Source organism: Microbacterium sp. R1 (genome assembly GCF_015159725.1).
Lineage (GTDB): Bacteria > Actinomycetota > Actinomycetes > Actinomycetales > Microbacteriaceae > Microbacterium > Microbacterium oxydans.
Genome location: NZ_JADDUD010000002.1, coordinates 79,244 through 98,717 on the forward strand (window position 1 = coordinate 79,244; position 19,474 = coordinate 98,717).

The 19,474-nt window shown below is 68.2% G+C and carries 16 protein-coding genes; 11 read left to right on the forward strand and 5 right to left on the reverse strand.

Annotated features, from left to right (window positions below):
* Positions 1 to 147: 147 nt before the first annotated feature.
* The 9 genes from ILP86_RS12205 (at position 148) to ILP86_RS12245 (ending at position 9,606) form a co-directional block, all read left to right on the forward strand.
* Complete coding sequence (locus tag ILP86_RS12205) at positions 148 to 1,173, forward strand: Lrp/AsnC family transcriptional regulator (protein ID WP_046748496.1); 1,026 nt, start codon at positions 148 to 150, stop codon at positions 1,171 to 1,173.
* Between the two features lie 115 nt (positions 1,174 to 1,288).
* Positions 1,289 to 2,779, forward strand: a complete 1,491-nt coding sequence (locus ILP86_RS12210; protein WP_193762096.1) for an aldehyde dehydrogenase family protein — start codon at positions 1,289 to 1,291, stop codon at positions 2,777 to 2,779.
* Positions 2,776 to 3,534 carry a gamma-glutamyl-gamma-aminobutyrate hydrolase family protein gene (locus ILP86_RS12215; protein WP_058630969.1) on the forward strand — a complete coding sequence of 253 codons (759 nt, stop codon included), beginning with the start codon at positions 2,776 to 2,778 and terminating at the stop codon, positions 3,532 to 3,534. Before ILP86_RS12210 ends, ILP86_RS12215 begins: the two co-directional genes overlap by 4 nt.
* Complete coding sequence (locus tag ILP86_RS12220; protein ID WP_017829890.1) at positions 3,531 to 4,001, forward strand: DUF3830 family protein; 471 nt, start codon at positions 3,531 to 3,533, stop codon at positions 3,999 to 4,001. The genes ILP86_RS12215 and ILP86_RS12220 overlap by 4 nt, the downstream gene beginning before the upstream one ends.
* Before the next feature lie 41 nt (positions 4,002 to 4,042).
* Positions 4,043 to 5,125 (forward strand): extracellular solute-binding protein, encoded by a 1,083-nt coding sequence (locus ILP86_RS12225; protein WP_193762097.1) that lies wholly within the window; start codon positions 4,043 to 4,045, stop codon positions 5,123 to 5,125.
* Positions 5,122 to 5,949 (forward strand): ABC transporter permease, encoded by an 828-nt coding sequence (locus tag ILP86_RS12230; RefSeq protein ID WP_046748493.1) that lies wholly within the window; start codon positions 5,122 to 5,124, stop codon positions 5,947 to 5,949. Before ILP86_RS12225 ends, ILP86_RS12230 begins: the two co-directional genes overlap by 4 nt.
* 2 nt (positions 5,950 to 5,951) lie before the next feature.
* Positions 5,952 to 6,752 carry an ABC transporter permease gene (locus ILP86_RS12235; protein WP_218867878.1) on the forward strand — a complete coding sequence of 267 codons (801 nt, stop codon included), beginning with the start codon at positions 5,952 to 5,954 and terminating at the stop codon, positions 6,750 to 6,752.
* Positions 6,752 to 7,798, forward strand: a complete 1,047-nt coding sequence (locus tag ILP86_RS12240; protein WP_193762098.1) for an ABC transporter ATP-binding protein — start codon at positions 6,752 to 6,754, stop codon at positions 7,796 to 7,798. The genes ILP86_RS12235 and ILP86_RS12240 overlap by 1 nt, the downstream gene beginning before the upstream one ends.
* 41 nt (positions 7,799 to 7,839) lie before the next feature.
* The gene (locus ILP86_RS12245) at positions 7,840 to 9,606 is read left to right on the forward strand and encodes an alkaline phosphatase family protein (protein WP_193762099.1); all 1,767 of its coding nucleotides are present in this window, start codon (positions 7,840 to 7,842) and stop codon (positions 9,604 to 9,606) included.
* Between the two features lie 20 nt (positions 9,607 to 9,626).
* Here ILP86_RS12245 and ILP86_RS12250 read toward each other — a convergent pair whose 3' ends face one another.
* From ILP86_RS12250 to ILP86_RS12270, 5 genes are all read right to left on the reverse strand, one after another.
* Positions 9,627 to 11,573, reverse strand: a complete 1,947-nt coding sequence (locus ILP86_RS12250) for a collagen binding domain-containing protein (protein ID WP_179516368.1) — start codon at positions 11,571 to 11,573, stop codon at positions 9,627 to 9,629.
* A gap of 50 nt (positions 11,574 to 11,623) precedes the next feature.
* Complete coding sequence (locus tag ILP86_RS12255; RefSeq protein ID WP_061015202.1) at positions 11,624 to 12,046, reverse strand: GNAT family acetyltransferase; 423 nt, start codon at positions 12,044 to 12,046, stop codon at positions 11,624 to 11,626.
* 35 nt (positions 12,047 to 12,081) lie between these two features.
* Positions 12,082 to 12,732 (reverse strand): dihydrofolate reductase family protein, encoded by a 651-nt coding sequence (locus ILP86_RS12260; RefSeq protein WP_193762100.1) that lies wholly within the window; start codon positions 12,730 to 12,732, stop codon positions 12,082 to 12,084.
* A 111-nt stretch (positions 12,733 to 12,843) separates the two neighbouring features.
* Positions 12,844 to 13,899, reverse strand: a complete 1,056-nt coding sequence (locus ILP86_RS12265) for an LLM class flavin-dependent oxidoreductase (protein ID WP_141368138.1) — start codon at positions 13,897 to 13,899, stop codon at positions 12,844 to 12,846.
* A gap of 28 nt (positions 13,900 to 13,927) precedes the next feature.
* A complete protein-coding gene (locus ILP86_RS12270) occupies positions 13,928 to 15,439 on the reverse strand; it encodes a methyltransferase (RefSeq protein ID WP_193762101.1) in 1,512 nt (503 codons plus the stop codon).
* A gap of 97 nt (positions 15,440 to 15,536) precedes the next feature.
* On the opposite strand from ILP86_RS12270, the gene ILP86_RS12275 reads away from it, so the two are divergent.
* The gene (locus tag ILP86_RS12275) at positions 15,537 to 17,759 is read left to right on the forward strand and encodes a DUF6049 family protein (RefSeq protein ID WP_227751220.1); all 2,223 of its coding nucleotides are present in this window, start codon (positions 15,537 to 15,539) and stop codon (positions 17,757 to 17,759) included.
* Positions 17,752 to 19,368 carry a murein biosynthesis integral membrane protein MurJ gene (gene murJ, locus ILP86_RS12280; RefSeq protein WP_193762102.1) on the forward strand — a complete coding sequence of 539 codons (1,617 nt, stop codon included), beginning with the start codon at positions 17,752 to 17,754 and terminating at the stop codon, positions 19,366 to 19,368. The genes ILP86_RS12275 and murJ overlap by 8 nt, the downstream gene beginning before the upstream one ends.
* Positions 19,369 to 19,474 lie beyond the last annotated feature (106 nt).

Genomic DNA, 19,474 nt, shown 5'->3' on the forward strand with positions numbered 1-19,474 from the left:
CCGGCGCGTCGCTCCGCGACACGCCCTGCGCTGCTCGGATCGTCTCCGTTTCCGCCCCAGCCGCCCCAGCCACCCAGCCCTCCCCGCCACGCGACGGCACCGCCGACTGAGATAACCTTCCACCGAGTCCCCGGTGAAGGAGAGCACGTGCCCGCGAACGATGTGATGGCCGACGAGACCGATCGGATCGTCGCCGCGGCTCTGCAGGTGAACGGCCGCGCGTCGTGGGGTGAGATCGCCCGCGTGGTCGACCTGCCCGAGCGCACGGTCGCCCGGCGAGGGCAACGGCTGCTCGACCGCGGACTGGTGCGGGTCTCCACATACGTCGACCCCGCCCGAGTGCTGCATGCCCGCGCAGTGCTCTTCCGCATCACGACGGAACCCCACGCGCTGTGGCAGGTCGCGCGCACCCTGGCCCGGCGCGCGGATGCCTCCTCGGTCTCGGTGCTCGAGGGCAGCAGCGACATCGCCGGGATGCTGCTCCCTCACGATGACGCCTCGATCCGCGAGCTGCTGTTCACCGACTTCCCCGAGCTCGAGGGCATCGACTCGATCAATGTCACGACGGTGCTGAAGTTCTTCCGGTCGGGGCACGACTGGCGTGCAGGGGTTCTCAGCGACGAGCAGGCCCGAATGCTCGACGAGTCCTCCGGCTCCGAGGTCGATCCCGCCGACTCCCTGAGTGAGGACGAGGAGGCCCTCATCCGACTGCTGCTCAAGGACGGTCGGATGCCGGTGGCTCAGCTCGCCCGCTCCCTGGGGCTGAACGTGACGACCACGCGGCGTCGCATGGAGTCCTTGAGCCGTCGAGGTCTCATGCATCCGCGCACCGAGGTCGTGCCGAGTCTGTTCGGACTGGGCCTCGAGGCGCTCGTGTGGCTTCGGGTGCCGATGGCGCGCCTCGAGAAGGTCGGCACGGCTCTGGCGGCCGCGCCCGAGGTCAAGTTCATCGCCGCCACCACGGGCACTTCACAGCTGCTCGCGAACGTGCTCGTGAAGGACGCCGATGAGTTCTACGACTTCCTCACGGGCCCGGCGGTGGCCGGTCACGAGGGCCTCGAAGTCGTGGAGTCGCTGGTGGTCATCACTCCGGTGCTGCGCGGATCGCTGATCGTCGATGAGGCACCCGAGGCGCTGGCCAACGATATGCCCACCGGCGCGATCCGCTTGTAGTCTGATTCTGTTACTGACATGTAACGAAATGGCGAGATCGTTCTTAACAGCTTGACCTAGTGGCGAAATAGAGCAAGTATCCTCTCCAGGGCCATCACCCCTGGAGAGGACCACCGTGTTCACGGCTACTGGAGACGATTGGGCGGATCGCGTCGCGACCCTGCCCCTGCGCACGCGCATGTTCATCGACGGCGTGTGGGAGGAGGGCTCGGCTGCACCCCTCATCCCGGTGAGCCCCCGTGACGGTCGTGCCCTTCCGCCGATCAGCACCGCATCCGTCGCCGAGGTCGACCGCGCCGTCCGGTCGGCTCGCACGGCCTTCGACTCGGGCGCCTGGTCGCGCATCGCCCCCAGGGAGCGTGGCCAGCTGCTGATCGCCTTCGCGCAGAAGATCCACGACAACGCCGAAGAACTCGCCCTCACGATCTCCCTCGAGATGGGCAAGCCCGTGCGCGAGGCGCTGCAGACCGAGCTCCGCGCCGTCGTCAACTGCTTCCGCTGGTACGGCGAGGCGGCAGACAAGGTGCTCGACGAGCTGCCCGTCACCGCCCCGAACAGCCTCGCGCTCGTCACCCGCGAACCGGCCGGCGTCGTCGCGGCCGTCGTGCCATGGAACTTCCCCCTGACCATGACCGCCTGGAAGCTCGCCCCGGCACTCGCGGTCGGCAACAGCGTGGTGCTCAAGCCTGCGGAGCACACGACCTTCTCCGCACTCCGGTTGGCCGAGCTCGCCCACGAGGCCGGCATCCCCGCCGGCGTGCTCAACGTCGCACCGGGCACCGGGCAGGTCGCCGGTCGCGCACTCGGCGAGCACCACGACGTCGACGTCGTCACCTTCACCGGCTCACCCGAGGTCGGCCGCATGTTCCTCGGCTACTCGGCCGCGTCGAACGGCAAGCGCGTCTGGCCCGAGCTCGGCGGCAAGACCGCGAGCCTGGTGCTGCCGGACGCCGATCTCGAGCGTGCTGTCCGCGCCACTGCGGACGGCTGCTTCTACAACCAGGGCCAGATGTGCACGGCATCCTCTCGGCTGCTCGTACCGCGTTCCCAGCGCGACCTCGCCCTGGAGATCGCCGCCGAGGTCGCCCGCACGAGCCTTCCCGCCGACCCGTTCGACGTGTCCACCTCGATGGGGGCGATCGTGAGCGAGAAGCAGCTCGCGGGCATAGCGGGCTTCGTCGAGCGCGCCCAGGCCGAGGGCGCGGAGCTGGCCGCCGGCAGCGCCGAGCGATTCCAGGCCGTCGACGGCGGCAGCTACTTCGCCCCCGTCGTGCTCGGCGTCACGCCCGCGCACGAGGTGGCCCGGCGCGAGGTCTTCGGACCCGTGCTCTCGGTCATCGCCTACGACGACGTGGAAGACGCGCTCGCCATCGCCAACGGCACCGAGTACGGCCTCGCCGCGGCGCTCTGGAGCAACGATCTGAACGCCGTCCACACCCTCTCTCGGCGGCTCCGGGCTGGCGTGGTCTGGGTCAACTGCTTCGAGGAGGGCGACATGACGATCCCCTTCGGCGGCGTCAAGGGGTCGGGCTTCGGACGAGACAAGAGCCTGCACGCCCTCGAGAAGTTCACCGACCTGAAGACCACCTGGATCGAGCTCTCGTGACCCGCCCGTTCATCGGCATCACCACCTGGCGCCGTTCCATCGACACCGACCTGGGCAGCGGTCGCCCGGCGCACACCCTCGGCACCGAGTACGCCTCTCCCGTCGAGGCGGCCGGCGGTGCGGTCGTGCTGCTGCCTCCCACGGCGGGGGTCGACGAGGTGCTCGACCGCCTCGACGGGCTCGTGCTCTCCGGCGGCGAGGACGTGCACCCCTCCCGCTACGGTGCCGAGCCGCAGGAGGGGAAGAACTACGACCCCTCCCGCGACGGCTATGAGATCGCGCTCGCACTCGGTGCTCGGCGCCGGGGGATCCCCGTCCTGGCGATCTGCCGCGGGCTCCAGGTGAGCAACATCGCCTTCGGGGGCACACTCCTCGTCGACATCCCGGCCACCGAGCACCACGAGCCGGTGCGCGGCGCCGACCAGCAGCTCGCGGCACGGCACCCGGTCCTCCTCGCCGAGGACAGTCGCCTCGCCTCGCTCTACGGCACCCGACAGCGGACCGTGAACACCATCCACCACCAGTCGATCGACGCCCCCGCACCCGGCCTCCGCCCGGTCGCCTGGGCACCGGACGGGATCGTCGAAGCAGTGGAGGCCGACGGCGACTGGCCGTTCTGGGCTGTGCAGTGGCACCCCGAGAAGATGATCGCCCCCGATGAGGCCGCAGAGGAGATGCCGCTGTTCGCGGCGTTCGTCTCGGCCGCCCGTGAAAGAGCAGCGGAACACCCCGCGGCAGAGAAAGGAACACGATGACCAAGCAGGTCTTCCTCGAGTACGAGAACGGCGTCCGCGCCGTCGCCACCCTGTTCGAGGACCTCGCCCCTCGCACGTGCGAGGCCATGTGGGGTGCGCTGGAGAAGCCGGTCACCATGCAGGCGATGCACGCCATGTACGCGGGCCCCGAGGTCATGGTCGGCCTTCCCGAGGAGGCGCAGAACTTCGACCCCGAGAAGGTACCGTTCGAGAACCAGCAGGTCGTGCCGGCGCCGGGTGACCTGCAGTGGTACTGGCAGCGTCCGATGCAGATGGGCGGCCTGCCGTTCGAGTGGTACGAGATCGGCGTCTTCTACGATCGTGGTGCCCGTACTCTCGGCCCGCTCGGATGGACACCCGTCAACATCTGGGGCGGCATCACCGAAGGACTCGCCGAGTTCGCCAAGGAGAGCGCGGCCATCCGCATCGACGGAGCGAAGCAGCTCACCATCGGACGCCTGGTCTAAGGCGTTCACTCAGTGCTGGACCCATCCCGAAGGAGCAGTGCATGAATACCCGAAGAATCCTCACCGCCGGAGCGCTCGTCGCCACCGGTGCCCTCGTCCTCGCCGGATGCTCGACCGGTGACGACACCGCAGCGTCAGGCGGCGACAAGGAGTTCGCCGGCGAGACGATCGTGGTCACGTCGTTCGGCGGCGACTGGGAGAAGGCCTTCATCGAGGCCGTCGTCGATCCCTTCGAGGAGGGGACCGGCGCCAAGGTCGAGCTGATCACGCTGTACAGCGCCGACGCCCTCGCGCAGGTCACCGCCCAGAAGGCGAGCCCGCAGATCGATGTCGTGCACTTCTCCGGCGGGCAGGAATTCACCGCTGCGGAGCAGGGGCTCATCGCCCCGATCGCCGCGGATGACCTCTCCGAGACCGGCGACCTGATCGACCTGGCGACCGCCGGGCTCGAGCGCGGTGAAGGCCCGGTCATCCAGCTCGCACCGATCGGACTCGTCTACAACACCGAGGCCGACGCTCCTGCGCCCACCTCGTGGCTCGACCTGTTCGACGAGGCCTACGCCGGTCACGTCGCACTCACGGACTTCTCGAACACGTACGGCGTGCTCTCGATGCTCCGTGTCGCGGACGCCCTCGGCGGCGGGATCGACGACACCTCGCAGGCGATCACCGACCTGGGTGCGCTGGCGTCGTCGGGTGACGCGATCGTCGTCCCGACCTCGCCCGATCTGCAGACCGCGTTCGCACAGCGCGACACGTGGCTCGCACCGTACGCGATGGACTACGCCGGCACGCTGCAGGACGCGGGCCTTCCGGTGGAGTTCATCGTCCCGGAAGAGGGCGTCACCGCCTCTCTCATCACGGCGAACGTGGTCGAAGGCCGGGACAACCCCGACCTCGCGAAGCTCTTCATCGATTTCGAACTGCGCCCCGAAGCGCAGGCCGTCTTCGCGGAGAACATGCGGTACTCGCCGGTCAACACCAAGACCGAGCTCTCCGACGAAGCCGCTGACGACGTGCTGACGGGCGACGAGCTCGAGACGGTCGTCGTCTACGCTCCCGGCGACGTCGCGGCTTCGCGACCGGCCTGGACCGATGAGTGGAATGCGCTGATCACCAAATGAGTGTGCGAACCCGTAGGGAGCCCTGGCTCCTGCTCCTGCCGGCGATCGTGCTGCTCGCGCTCGCCTTCGTCACCCCGGTGGCCGGCATGCTCCTCATGAGCGTGCAGTCGTCGGCAGGCGGGTTCACCCTCGACAACTTCACCCGGTTGTTCACGAGTGAATATCACCTCCAGGCGGCGCTCCGTTCGCTCCGCCTGGGGGTGATCCAGACGGTGATCACGCTGATCATCGCCATCCCGCTGTCCTACGTCATGGCACGCGCCGGCTCGAAGGTGCGCTCCTTCCTGCTGATCGTCGTCATCCTGCCCCTCATGACCAGCGTCGTGGTCCGCACGTTCGGCTGGGTGGTCCTGATGGGCCCGTCAGGGCTGCTGATGAAGATCCCCGGGGCCGAGTTCCTCGTGGGGGGCACACAGGGCTTCCTCGGCACCGAGACCGGCGTCGTGATCGCGATGGTCCAGGTGCTCCTGCCGTTCGCGGTGCTCAGCATCCTCGGCGTGATCTCGGGTATCCGCCCGCAGCTCGAAGAAGCCGCACGCACCCTCGGCGCCGGGTTCTGGCGCACGCTGTGGCACGTCGTCCTCCCCCTCGCGATCCCCGGCATCGTGGCCGGCGCCTCGCTCGTGTTCGTCCTCTCGGTGAGCTCGTTCATCACCCCGCGCTTCATCGGCGGAGCGCAGATCCCGGTGTTCGCCCAGACGATCTACATCGATGCGACCACCAACCTCGACTGGTCGTTCGCGGCCGCGCAGGCCGTGCTGCTGTTCGCCGGGGTCATGCTCGTGCTCGCGGCCACGTCCCGACTCGGGAAGCAGAAGGTGTGACCATGGTCCGTTCCGTTCCGATCCTCGGCAGGGTCCTCGCCATCATCCTCGGCGTCGTCGTGACGCTGTACATGCTCGTGCCGCTCATGGTGGTCGCCGGTGCCTCCATCGGAGAGAACCGCTTCCTGACATTCCCCGGTCAGGGCTTCACCCTCGACTGGTACGTCGAGGCGCTCACCTCCGACACCTACCTCGAGCCGTTCCGATTGAGCCTGCTGGTCGGCGTCACGGTCGCGATCGTCGCCGCCTCCATCGGCACCGCGGCTGCGCTCGCGCTCACGCGCTTCAAGGTTCCCGGCGGTGCCGCCATCCAGGGTCTGCTGATGTCGCCGCTGACGATCCCCACGATCATCCTCGCGATCGGGGCGCTGTCCATCTCGTCCCTCACGATCGGGGCGCCGAACGTGGGTGTGCTGATCGCGATCCATGTGGTGATCGCCATCCCCTACGTCATGCGCACCGTGACCGGGGTGATGACCCGCGCCGACCACTTCACGGAAGAGGCGGCGCGCACCCTCGGCGCCAGCACCTGGAATCGCTATCGCCTGGTCGTGCTCCCCATCGCCCGTCCCGGTATCGCGGCCGGCGCCTTCTTCGCCTTCAACATCTCGTTCGACGATGCGGTCATCGCCCTCTTCCTGCGCACCCCGCAGCTGGAGACGCTGCCCATCGCCATCTACGGCCAGCTGGAGTTCAGCACGTCGCCCACCGTGGCGGCCGTCTCGACCCTGATGGTCCTGCTCACCGTCGTCCTCATGATCGTGCTCGAACGCATCATCGGCCTGGGAAGGTTGTTCGTCTGATGACAACACTCACCATCACCTCACTCACCAAGGACTTCAAGGGGACCTCGGTGCTCAAGGGCATCGATCTCTCCATGCAGTCCGGAGAGTTCGTTTCCCTGCTCGGCCCCTCGGGGTGCGGGAAGACGACGCTGCTGCGTTGCATCGCGGGCCTCGAGTCGCCGACGAGCGGCACGATCGAGATCGCGGGGCAGGATGTGACCAAGCTCCCGCCCGAGAAGCGGCACCTCGGCATGATGTTCCAGAGCTATGCGCTCTTCCCGCACATGAGCGTCGCCGAGAACGTGCGCTTCGGCCTGCGGATGTCCGGCGAGAAGTCGAAGGCCGAGCAGAAGGAGCTCGCCGTGCGGGCGCTGGAGCGCGTGCAGATGGGCCACCTCGCCGATCGGATGCCTGCGCAGCTCTCGGGCGGACAGCAGCAGCGCGTGGCTCTGGCCCGTGCCATCGCGTTCGAGCCCCGCGTACTGCTGCTCGACGAGCCGCTGTCGAACCTCGACGCCCGTCTGCGTGAGGACATGCAGGTCGAGCTGAAGGAGCTGCACCGCACGCTCGGGCTCACGACCGTGTTCGTCACGCACGACCAGGAGGAGGCGATGAGCCTCTCCGACCGCATCGTGCTCATGAACGCGGGCGTGATCGAGCAGGAGGGCGCACCCGCCGAGCTCTACGGTGCTCCCCGCACCCCCTTCGCCGCGGACTTCATCGGCGCGGCGAACCTGCTTCCGGCGACCCGTTCCGGAGCGGTGGCCACCCTCGACGGCACCACGATCCAGGTGCCGATGACCGGCGCCGGTCCCGATGGAGCGGGAGAAGTGGTGCTCCGCCAGGAGGACCTGCGCCTCTCCCCCGTCGTGGGTGCGGATGCCCCGGTGAGCGTCGAGGTCGTCGCGCACGTCTACCGCGGCGCCGACATCGTCTACATCGTGGAGCTTGCGGGTAAGCGGATGCGCGTCGTCCGCCCGCGGCACGAGGAGCCGATCCCTGAGGGTAGGGCCGGTCTGGGCTGGCGCGACGGCGCCGTGCTCTGGATCGCCGCCGCCGCCTAGTCCTCCCTACGGCAACCGTCCCGCGGTCGTAGGATCGCGACATGGCCGAAGAAGAGTCCCCCTCCCCCGATGCTCCCCGCGATGCTTCCCGCCGGGGATTCTTCAAGGTCGGCGGAGCAGCTCTCGCGGGCGCGGTCGTCGGCGGCGCGGGTGGGGCAGCGATCGGCGCGTCGATCGCCGGCAATGCACGTGACGGCTTCGTGGCCGACGCCGACCCCTTCGCCGCCCTCACTCCGCGCAGCGAGCCGGGGTTCGACCATCTCGTGGTCGTGATGGGCGAGAACCGCTCGTTCGACAACCTGCTCGGCTACCTCTACTCGAAGCAGACCCTGCCGCAGGGTGAGACGTTCGAGGGGCTCGACTTCGGCTCGTACAGCAACACCTCGTCCGATGGCACGGTCGTCGATGCACACGTGTACACCGGTGACACCGACCGGATCATGAGCCTCCCCGACCCGGATCCGGGCGAGGAGTATCCGCACGTCAACACGCAGATCTTCGGCACGGTCGACCCGAAGACCAACGCCGACCTCTTCGTCGACGAGATGACCGCCCCCTTCAACGCCCCAACCCACGGCGAGAAGGCCACGATGTCGGGCTTCCTCGAGGACTACATCATCAACTTCCGGCGTCTGCGCAAGGGAGTAGATCCGAAGCCCGAAGAGGCCGCGCACATCATGGGTTCGTTCTCGCCCGAGATGCTGCCGGTGCTGTCGACGCTGGCCTCGGAGTTCGCGGTGTTCGACCATTGGTATGCCGGCGTTCCCTCCCAGACCTTCTGCAACCGCTCGTTCTTCCACGCCTCCACGTCTCACGGCTTCGTGACCAATCAGGCCGGCGGCGGCTACCGGAAATGGCTGGATGCGCCGGCCGCGCCGACGGTGTTCAATCGGCTCGAGGACGAGAAGGTGAGCTGGAAGATCTACATCGACAAGCTCCAGCTCGTCTCGTTCACGGGGATGCTGCATGCCGCGGTGCTGGAGAAGTACTGGCGTACCGACCATTTCGGCACGATGGAGGACTTCTACGCCGAGGCGAAGGCCGGCACCCTCCCCGCCTACGCCTTCATCGAGCCGCGGATGGTCTACGACCACAACGACTTCCATCCGCCCTTCGGGTCGCCGCGTGAGAGCGAGGTCGACGGCGAGCCCGTGTTCGACAGCGCGATCTCGGATGTGCGGGCGGGCGACAGGCTCATCCACGACATCTACGAGGCGGTGCGCACGAGTGCCTCCCCGAAGGGGTCGAACGCCGTCAACACTCTGCTGCTCATCACGTTCGACGAGCACGGCGGCTGCTACGACCACGTGCCGCCGCCCGCCGTGACGAAGCCCACCCCCGATACCGGGCCGGGCGAGATGGGCTTCACGTTCGATCGACTGGGCTGCCGTGTCCCGGCCATCGCGGTGTCGGCCTACACGAAGCGGGGCAGCATCATCCACGACGAGATGCATCACGGCTCGGTGACCGCCACCCTCTCGCGCCTGCACGGACTCAAGCCGCTCAACGACCGGGACGCGTCGGCGAACACTCTCCTGAACGTGGTGAATCTCGACAAACCCCGGCACCCGTCCGACTGGCCGGTGACCACGCCCGCGTACACGCCTCCGAATCCGGAGGACACGGCACCCCAGCCCGGTGAGAAGGATCAGCTGAAGCCGCTCACTCCGCCCGCACGCGGACTGCTCGGCCTGCTCCTCGCGCGCTACGGGAAACCTGGGGAGCCGGAACCGGAGACCTTCGCCGACGCCTACAAGCTCCTCCACGAGCACGGCGAAGAGCTGTTCGGACCGCCCGAGGGCAGCTGACCACGAAAGCGGGCGCCGCGTTACTTCCGGCCGGCGCGACGGCGGGCGACGACCAGAAGAGTCGCCCCGAGCAGGATCACCGCGGCACCACCTGCCGCCCAGGCGAACGTCTCGGCACCGAGGCCGGTCGCCGGAATGCGACCACTGCCGTTGCTGTTCGAGCTCCCGGTCGACGGCTCGGGTGACGGCGACGGTGACGGTGGGACGACGGCCGCGGCGAGGGTGAAGTCCTGTCCTTCGACGGACTCGCCGACATCGGAGATCATGACGCTGCGGGTTCCCGCCCCGACGATCGTGGTGCCCTCGGGCGCGCGCACGATCAGCTCATAGTTGCCCGGAGGGAGGCTGCCGAGACTGTAGGTGCCGTCGGCACCCGTCGTGAGCTGTGCCGGGACGGGACCGGAGACATCGATCACCACACCTCCGACGGGTTCACCGCCGTCGGTGCGCACCGTGCCGTCGAGCGCCCCCAGCCGGGCGAGGTCGAAGTCCACGCCTGTGACGTCCATCTCCGCGACCGGTGCTGTGCGGCTGAGCGGAGATGTCGCGGCGTAGCCATCGGGCGTCGTCATCGTGACCGTGTAGTTGCCGGCCGGAAGGCGGGGGAACGTGTAGCCTCCATCCGCGCCTGTCACCGTGGTGAGGGTGCCGCCCCCTTGCTGCACGGCCGTGACTGTGACGCCTGGCACACCGCCGCCGTTCCATCGGACGACCCCGCTCAGGCTCGGGTTCGCCTCGATGACGAAGTCGGTGAGTGTGATCAGATCCTCGTTGTCCGCCGGGACCACGAAGCCCGGCGGCGCCGTGTCGACGGCGTACCCGGCTGGAACGGTGATGGTCACCTCCTGCAGCCCATCGAGGACCATGTCGAACAAATATCTGCCGTCGGCGTCGGTGGTCCTGGTCTGTGCGTCGATCGTCACGACGACGCCGGCGATGGGGTTTCCCTCCGTGTCCACCACGCGCCCGGTGACGGGGGACGGCACGATGTCGCGCACCGTGAAGTCGACATCTTCCGCATTGCCGCTGCTGAGGTTCACCGACGTCGTCGTCTCACCGACCGCGATCTTGCCCTGCGGTGCCGTCACACTCACCCGGTAGCCGTCCGTGGCGATGAACCCGGGGAACGAGTAGGTGCCGTCCGGCGCGGTGGTCGTCCTGCCCACGATCGTGCCGTTGCCGTCGGTGAGTGCGAGGGCGACACCGCCCAGCGCCCCGGTGTCCACGTCGACGACCGATCCTCGGATGTCATTCGCAGCCGAGACGAACCACGTCTGGTAGACGGGAAGACCGGATCGCCGGGTGAAGATGAAGCTGAGGGAGCGGATCGGAGTCGACGGCTCGAACCACGCCGCGGATCCGTTGGTGTCGGCAGCTGCCGCGTTCCCGGTGAGGGTGAGGGTCGCGGCATCCCATGTCGGCACGTCGCCGACCGCGCCGGTGCACGCGGGCTTTCCCACGACCCCGGGAGCGCAGTAGTTGAAGAGGTCCCTGAGGCCGATCTCCGCCGCTGTGAGCACGTGCCCGTCAGGAGCGACGGCATGGATCCGCACGCTGTCGGAGTCGATGTCACCCAACGCGAAGGCCCAGCCCGACGTCGGGGTCGGCGCGGCGAACGAATAGGTCGTCGTCGACGGGCTCGTGGCGTTGTCGGCCCTGGGCCGCAAGTTCAGGTACGGCTGATCCCTGCTGGATCCGTACTCGGCTCCGATGGGGGTCCCTTCGGCCAGCCACGTGGATGCACCGGTGATCACGCCGACCTGGCCTGCGCGCGAATCGCTGGTCATGGTGGCGGTGAGTGCAGGGTGGGGTGCCACCTGGACTGTCGTCGTGAAGGCACCTCCAGTGCCCGCGAGCGGTTGCCAAGTGGCCCATGACGTGGTGGCGGCAACAGCGGGGATGGCGCCGACGAGCACGGCGACGAGCCCGATGACTCCGGCGATGATCCCCCTACGACGCAGACGCATGCGGTCAGAGTACTGGTATACCGGATCGTCGAGAAGGGAATTCTCCGCGATCACACGTCGGGGATGAGCCTCTTGCCCAGGTCGACCGTGTCATCGATCTCGTAGCCGAGCCTGCGGTAGAAGTCGACCACCTGCGCGTTGCCGGAACGCACCTGCAGGTTCACCTTCGGGCATCCCAGGTCGCGCAGACGGGCCTCAACGTGGGCCACGAGCTCCCTGCCCACTCCGAGTCCTCGCGCGTCGAGCTGCGTGGCGAGGTAGTTCATCCACCCGCGATGCCCGTCGTAGCCCGCCATGACCGAGCCGAGGATGCGCCCCGTCTCGTCCTCCGCCACGACGAACAGCTCGGGCTGCACCGTCAGCTTCCGGGCGATGTCCTTCCGAGGATCGTTCCACGGCCGCGTGAGCCCCGCCGCCTCCCACAGGGCGACGACGGCATCGGTGTCTTCAGGGTGGAAGGGTCGGATGCGCACCGGTCCAGCCTCCCAGACCCGCCCTGCTGCGGGCGTCAATCCTCGCGGGAGAAGGTGATGTGCGTGACGCCCGACTCCGCGACCTCCGAGGTGACGCGGTAACCGGACTCGAGTCCGCGCAGGTCGTCCCAGAGTCGGATCCCGCTGCCGATGAGGATCGGGGTGATGCCGACGTGCAGGTCGTCGACCAGCCCCGCGCGCAGATACTCGCGCACGGTCGTGGGTCCTCCACCGATCCGCACGTCCGCTCCGGCGGCCGCCTCGACCGCTTTCTGCAGCGCCTCCTCGGGAGAAGCAGAGAGGAAGTGGAAGCTCGTGCCGTTGGCGAACTCGATCGAAGGCCGCGGGGTGTGGGTCAGCACGAACACCGGGGCGTGGAACGGCGGCTCCTCGCCCCACCAGCCGCGCCAGTCCGGGTCGCCCGGGTTGGCGTGGAGCCCGAACATCCCGGCGCCCATGATCTCGGCGCCGATGTTCTCGAAGTAGTGCGCGGCGTACTTCTCGTCGACGCCTGTCGTTCCCGCCCCGCTGGTGTCGAGGAAGACACGCTCGTGGAACGTGCGCGTGGCCGTGTACGCCGCCGTCAGCCGGCCCCAGTCCTCACCGAAGGGGTTCTCGGGGGTCTGGTCCGTCGTCGTGGCGAAGCCGTCGAGCGAGATGTTGAGATCGACGCGAACACGGGTCATGGTCTGCCTCCGAAGGCATGAAGGGAGGCTGCGTCGATCGGCGCAGCCTCCCCAGCGTCAGTGCTCCAACGCTCCGTGTCAAGCGACTCGTGTCAAGAGCGGCGATCCCGCTCAGACCGGATCGCCCTGGACGGGACCCTCCGTGTTCGGCTTCCACCCGAGCGCCGGAGCCACATGCTTCGCGAACGACTCCAGCACGTGCAGGTTGTACTCGGGTCCGAGCTGGTTCGGGATGGTCAGCATCAGCGTGTCGGCCGCCATCACCGCCTCGTCCTGTCGGAGCTGCTCGATCAGCACGTCGGGTTCTGCCGCGTAGGTCTTGCCGAACGTGGAACGGAATCCGTCGATGATGCCGATCTGATCGGCGTTCTCCTCGCTGCGAAGTCCGAAGTAGGCGCGGTCCATGTCGGACACCAGGGGGAACACGCTGCGGCTGACGGAGACGCGCGGCGTGCCCGTGTGCCCTGCTTCCTTGTAGGCCGAGCGGAAGAGGTCGATCTGCTCGCGCTGCAACTCGTGGAAAGGCTGCCCTGTGGCCTCGGTCACCAGGGTCGAACTCATCATGTTGAGTCCCTTGCGGCCGGTCTCGATCGCCGTCGGACGCGAACCTGATCCCCACCAGATGTGGTCGCGCAGGGTCGGGGATTGCGGCTCGATCGCGAGGTAGCGGCCGGCACCCACCATGCGGGGATCTCCGGGGGCGATACCTTCGCCGTCGATCGCACGGAGGAACAGGTCGAACTTCTCCCGAGCGATCACGCTGCCCCGCTCGGTGTCCTCCTCGTCGACGTATCCGAAGGTCTCATAGCCGCGCAGAGCCGTCTCGGGTGAACCGCGGCTCACGCCCAGGGCGATGCGGCCGTCGGAGATCAGGTCGAGAGCGGCGGCCTCCTCGGCGAACTGGAACGGGTTCTCGTAGCGCATGTCGATCACGCCCGTCCCGACCTCGATGCGGTTCGTCCGCGCGGCCATGGCGCTCAGCAGGGGCATCGGCGAGGCGGCCTGACGCGCCCAGTGGTGCACGCGCACGTAGGCGCCGTTCACACCGATCTCGTCTGCGCCCTCGGCGATCTCGATGGTCTGCTTCAGCATGTCGCCCGCGGTGCGGGTCGCTGAGCCGGGCACGTCTGCATAGTGCCCGAAGGAGAGGAATCCGAAAGCCTTCATGATCTATTCCAACGCATGTATCCCTCAGCTATTCCCCCGGTACGAGGATGCCGTCCAGCACGAGCGATCTGATGCGGGGCTCGAGTTCGGCCCACAGGTCTGCGAGGGGAACCTCGAAGAGGTCGGCCAGGGCCGAGACGATCTGCACCACGGTGAGGTCGCCGTCGCAGGCCCCGACGAACCCGGCGAGCGCAGGGTCCACGTTCACGGTGCGCGCGAAACCGCCACCCTGTCGCAGTTCGATGACGCTGGGGTCGTCGTTGCCCGGCAGCAGGTGGCGGGCCTCGGTGACATCGGGCGCCGTCAGCAGTGTCGAGGGGATCCCCTCGGCGAGCGCGTCATGCGCGACTAGCCCGGTTCCGAGCGCGGCACCGACGTTCGACACCTGCTGGGAGAGCCGCTCCGTGCGCCGGAGTGGAGGGGACGACAGACCTCGACGCATCAGCACGTAGCCGAAGCCGATCGAGGTCACGCCGCGGGCGGCGAAATCATCGAGCCAGGCGGTCAGCAACGGAGTGAATGCCGGGTCACGCGGGGTGGTGCCCCCGTCGCGGATCCACAGCTCGGCATACCCCAACGGCGACAGCTCCTCCCGTTCGACGACCCAGAGGTCGAGCTCGCTCGGCACCCAGGCCTCCAGACGGGCGAGACCGGTGACCCCTGCCCGCGACTCCCAGTTGCCGAGCAGCTGCGCGATTCCGTTCCGCGTCAGATGCGCCGGAGCGCTCCGCACGAACTGCTCGACGAGGGCATCGCCCACCAGTCCGCCGTCGCGGTACTCATACGCGGGGACGCCCTCCACCCGCGGTGTGATGACGAACGGCGGATTGGAGACGATCAGATCGAACGCTTCGCCCGCGACGGGGTCGAACATGCTGCCGTGACGGAACTCGATGTTGGTCACCCCGTTGACCCGCGCGTTGAGCTCGGCGAACGCCAGTGCCCTGACCGAGATGTCGGTCGCGACCACCGTGCCGGCACGACGGGCGACGAGGAGCGCCTGGATCCCGCACCCGGTGCCGAGGTCGAGAGCGCGATCGACCTGGATGGGCACGATCGTCTCGGCGAGGGTGCGCGAGGCTCCACCGACGCCGAGCACATGATCGGCGGGGAGAGGGCCGTCGAGGGCGACCTCGTCGAGGTCGCTGGCGATCCACCACTCGCCGACACCCTCGGCATCCACGAAGGACTGCGGACGCAACAGGGCCGTCGGGGTCACCACCTCGGCATCCGCGGTGGCGAGTCCGAGCGCTTGGAGTCCGTCCACTCCGAGGTTCGGCAGCGCGGCGGCGACCGCCGCACGCGGCTGACTCATGCCGAGTACCAGCAGACGGCCGAGGGTGGCCAGGACTCCGGAGTCCTCGGCGATGGCCCGCAGGATCGGCTCGCGCATCCCCCTGGCGAGGGCGTCGTCCGCCTCCTCGCCCCACAGGCGACGGAGAGGTGCGGACCGGAAGTCGGCGGCATCGAGATCAGCGGCCAGCGCGGAGGTGCGAAGAGGGTCTGGGTGAGGTGTGGGGGTGTCGGACACGGCCGTCACTCTACGCGTGTTCAGGGTTCTCCTTCCCTGTGCCTCCTAGAATCAGGAGGTCAGTACTCACGAGCAGCCCCGTTCCGGGCGTTCGAGGAAGACCCTCATGACCGCCATCACCCCCGAGCACGGCCTCCGTGCGCGCCTGCGAAGGCTCGCCGGCAGGACCGCCGTCCTCGCTATCGTGCTGGGCGCGTGCGCTGTCGTCGCACCGAGCACGGCCGTCGCCGCCGGCGGGTCCGCTTCCGACGAGGAAGCGAGCGTCGCCTTCCATGTCTCCGCGGGTCTGCGCGGCCTCGTCGCCCCCGGCTCCTCCACCACGGCGATGCTCACGGTGCAGAACGAGACGGAATCGAAGCTGTCGAGTGGTCAGGTGCAGGTGGAGCTCAGCAGAACTCCCCTGACGGACGAAGCCTCGGTCACGAACTGGCTCGATGAGGGCGAGGCACCGGGCGATTTCGACACGATCGGCTCCGACACGACGGCCGCGCTCGACGCCGGTGCCTCCGGCATGACCACGGTCTTCGTCCCTGCCGAGACCCTCGGCGCCCTCGCCCCCGGTGTCTACCCGCTGCGGGCGGAGCTCACGGGTGCCAAGACGGTGAACACACCTGAGGATCGTACGGCGACGGTCGAGGCCACGGCGACCAGCGTGCTCGTTGTCGCCGATTCCCAGACCGCTCAGGTCGGCGTCATGGTCCCGCTCACGGCGACCCCCGACAACGGCGTGCTGTTGAGCGCGGAGGAACTCAGTACTCTCACCGGACCCGAGGGGGCCCTGACCGCTCAGCTCGACGGTGTGGCCGGCACCACTGCGGTGCTCGCCATCGATCCCGCTATTCTCGCCGCAATCCGCGCTCTGGGTTCCGCGGCTCCGGAGACCGCGCGGGACTGGCTCGACCGACTGGAAGCTCTGCCGAACACGCGGTTCGCACTGCAGTTCGGTGATGCGGATGCGACGGCGCAAGCGCAGGCGGGTCTACCCGCATTGCTGCAGCCGACGACGTTGGCGACGTTCCTGAACCCCGCCGACTTTCCGCAGACGCCTGCCACGTCGTCGCCGACGGCGGACTCGACCGCGACACCGGGCCCGACACCCAGCCCGACCGGCACTCCTCAGCTGCCCGACGACGCGGAGCTCACGGCGATCGATGGCGCGCTCCCTCAGATCCTGTGGCCGGACGACGAGCTGCGAGAAGAGGATCTCGACACCTTCGCGAGCTACCTGGGTGGGGGGACGAGCACGATCGTCTCCTCCGCAGCGCTGGACGGACAGAGCGCCGCGCACGCCACCGTCGGCGGGCACGACCTCCTGGTCACCGACAGCGGCCTGTCGCAGACTCTTTCCCAGGTCGCCGCGGAGGCCGACTCCGTCGATCGTCAACGGCTCCTGGCCGAAGCCGCCGCGCTCCTGACACTGGCTGAGAGCCGCGTCGCGGGTGCCCCGTTGCTGATCGGGCTCGACCGCGACGAGAACCGCAATGCGGACGCGCTGCGCGACGCGATCTCCACGGCCGATTCGATCGGATTCGAACTCTCGGCACTGCGCGCCACCCCGCCCGCATCGGCCGCGCTCACATCGGAAGCCGATCCCGCGCGTGCGGCAGCGGTGACGACCCTCTTGGCCGACGAGGGAACGCTCACCGCCTTCTCGTCGATCCTCGCTGACCCGCAGGTACTGCTGAGCCCTGAACGCATCAGGATCCTCCGGACGCTGTCCGTCGGATCGTCGGCGAAGGCTTTCGCGAAGAAGGTCGAAGAGCACCAGAAGCGCACCTCGGAGACGCTCGCCGCCGTGAGCATCCCCCCGTCGAGCACGATCCAACTGCTCACCGCCAACGCTGATCTGCCGATCGCCGTGCGCAACGACCTGCCGTGGCCGGTGACGGTGCAGTTGTTCGTCTCCCCCACCGACCCTCGACTCGAGGTGAAGCCGGTGACGGAGACGGTCGTCGAGGCGAACTCCACCAAGCGCGTCAAGGTCCCGGTGTCCGCACGGGTCGGCAGCGGCGAGGTCGACCTGCGCCTCAGCCTCTACAGCCCCACCGGCGTGCAGATCCAGGATCAGCAGAAGATCAGGGTAGCTGTACGAGCGGAGTGGGAGACCATCGGCCTCATCGTCTTCGGGGGCCTCGCCGCACTCCTCATCGTGCTCGGCGTGATCCGCACCGTCCGCCGCAAGCGCCGCGAGGCCGCCGAGGAGGCGGCTGTGGAAGCAGAGATCGAGTCATTGGAAGAGGACGCCGTGAACGCCCGACCGGATGGGACACCGAGCAACGGCACGTCATCGGCCCACGACACGTCCTCGACCCCGGATACGAATGAGTAGCCTCGGCCGGGCGAGCGCCATCATCGGCGCCGGCACCCTCGTCTCACGCGTCACCGGGCTCCTGCGCAGCATCGTCCTCGTCGGTGTGCTCGGATCTGTCGCATCCGAAGCGGCCGACGCGTTCACCTACGCGAACCAGCTTCCGAACAGCGTGTTCTCCCTGATCTCCGTGGGGATCCTCACGGCCGTGATCGTCCCGCAGATCGTCAAGGCGACGGCGGACGCCGACGGCGGCAACGCCTTCATCTCCAAGTTGTTCACCCTGGGCACGGTCGTTCTGGTCGTGGTGACGGGACTCGCGACGGCAGCAGCTCCATGGCTGGTGCATCTGGTCGCCGGCAAGGCGAACGAGTCCACTCTCGCCCTCGCCACGGCACTCGCGTACTGGTGCCTGCCGCAGATCCTCCTCTACGGCCTCTACGCCATGTTGGGCGAGGCACTCAACGCACGAAAGATCTTCGGTCCGTTCACCTGGGCTCCTGTCGTCAACAACATCGTGTCCATCGCAGGCTTCCTCGCGCTCGGAGCACTGTTCGGTCCCGTGTCCACGAAGGCCTCCGACTGGACGCCGGAGATGATCACCCTGCTCGGCGCCACTGCCACCCTCGGCATCGCGCTCCAGGCGGTCGTCCTCCTCGTCTTCTGGCGTCGCACCGGCCTCGCACTGAAACCCGACTTCCACTGGCGGGGGGTGGGGCTCGGCAACGTCGGTCGCCTGGCGGGCTGGACGTTCCTCATGGCCTTCGCGAGCCTCTCCGCCGGGGTTCTTCAGGGGTACATCGTCAGTGAGGTGGCCGGTCTCGGCGCGTCCGCCACGGTGACAGCGAACGCCTGGCTGATCTTCATGCTGCCGTACTCGGTGATCGTGCTCTCGATCGGGACTCCGTACTTCACCCAGATCAGCGGCCACGCCGCCGCCGGACGCGACGATGAGGTCCGGGCCGACATCGCACGAAGCATTCGAACCCTGTTGTTCTTCATCGTGGCAGCGGCCGCCGCCGTCGCCGCTGCCGCCATCCCCGCATCCCGTGTATTCACTGACTCCGCCGACGACGCTCAGGCGGCTGCTCTGGTGCTCATCGCCTACCTCGTCGGACTCATCCCCCTCACGATCCTCTTCATCGTGCAGCGAACCTTCTACGCCTACGACGACACCCGGACCCCGTTCTGGTTCACGATCATCCAGTGCGTCCTCATCGTCGTCACCGCTCTCGTCGCCCTCGGCATGCGAGAGGCGGGGATCATCCCTCTGACGTCGCTCGCCGCTGCGGTCGCGCTCGGACAGTCGATCGCGAGCATCCTGCAGACGATCCTCGCCACCTGGTTGCTGCATCGAAAGATCGGTGGCCTTCAGGTGGCTTCCTGGATGTCGGCCATCGGCCGGTTCGCGATCGCCGGCATCCCGGCGGGGCTGGCCGGCTGGGGAGCATTCGTCCTGCTCGGCGGTACCTCAGGATGGATGATGGTCGACAAGATCCAGGGCGCCGTAGGTACCGCGATCATCGGCCTCGTCGTGGTGGTCGTCTACGTCGCAATCCTCGCCGTGATGCGCGCCCCCGAGCTCAAGGCCGGCACTGCTCTCGTCCGCCGGTTCTTCCCCGGGCGCTGATCCACCCACCCAGCCCGCTCCGCCGCTGCGCCCCACCCTGCGCAGGGAATGCCTCGCGGTTACCATGGGTTGAAGCATTCGAAGGTCATTCGACTGCAGTTTCTAA

Bases quoted from the DNA above. Each gene is read 5' to 3' on its own strand.
- ILP86_RS12220 (WP_017829890.1), top strand. From the start codon at position 3,531: ATGACCAAGCAGGTCTTCCTCGAGTACGAGAACGGCGTCCGCGCCGTC.
- ILP86_RS12225 (WP_193762097.1), top strand. From the start codon at position 4,043: ATGAATACCCGAAGAATCCTCACCGCCGGAGCGCTCGTCGCCACCGGT.
- ILP86_RS12230 (WP_046748493.1), top strand. From the start codon at position 5,122: ATGAGTGTGCGAACCCGTAGGGAGCCCTGGCTCCTGCTCCTGCCGGCG.
- ILP86_RS12235 (WP_218867878.1), top strand. From the start codon at position 5,952: ATGGTCCGTTCCGTTCCGATCCTCGGCAGGGTCCTCGCCATCATCCTC.
- ILP86_RS12240 (WP_193762098.1), top strand. From the start codon at position 6,752: ATGACAACACTCACCATCACCTCACTCACCAAGGACTTCAAGGGGACC.
- ILP86_RS12245 (WP_193762099.1), top strand. From the start codon at position 7,840: ATGGCCGAAGAAGAGTCCCCCTCCCCCGATGCTCCCCGCGATGCTTCC.
- ILP86_RS12250 (WP_179516368.1), bottom strand. From the start codon at position 11,573: ATGCGTCTGCGTCGTAGGGGGATCATCGCCGGAGTCATCGGGCTCGTC.
- ILP86_RS12260 (WP_193762100.1), bottom strand. From the start codon at position 12,732: ATGACCCGTGTTCGCGTCGATCTCAACATCTCGCTCGACGGCTTCGCC.
- ILP86_RS12265 (WP_141368138.1), bottom strand. From the start codon at position 13,899: ATGAAGGCTTTCGGATTCCTCTCCTTCGGGCACTATGCAGACGTGCCC.
- ILP86_RS12275 (WP_227751220.1), top strand. From the start codon at position 15,537: ATGACCGCCATCACCCCCGAGCACGGCCTCCGTGCGCGCCTGCGAAGG.
- murJ (WP_193762102.1), top strand. From the start codon at position 17,752: ATGAGTAGCCTCGGCCGGGCGAGCGCCATCATCGGCGCCGGCACCCTC.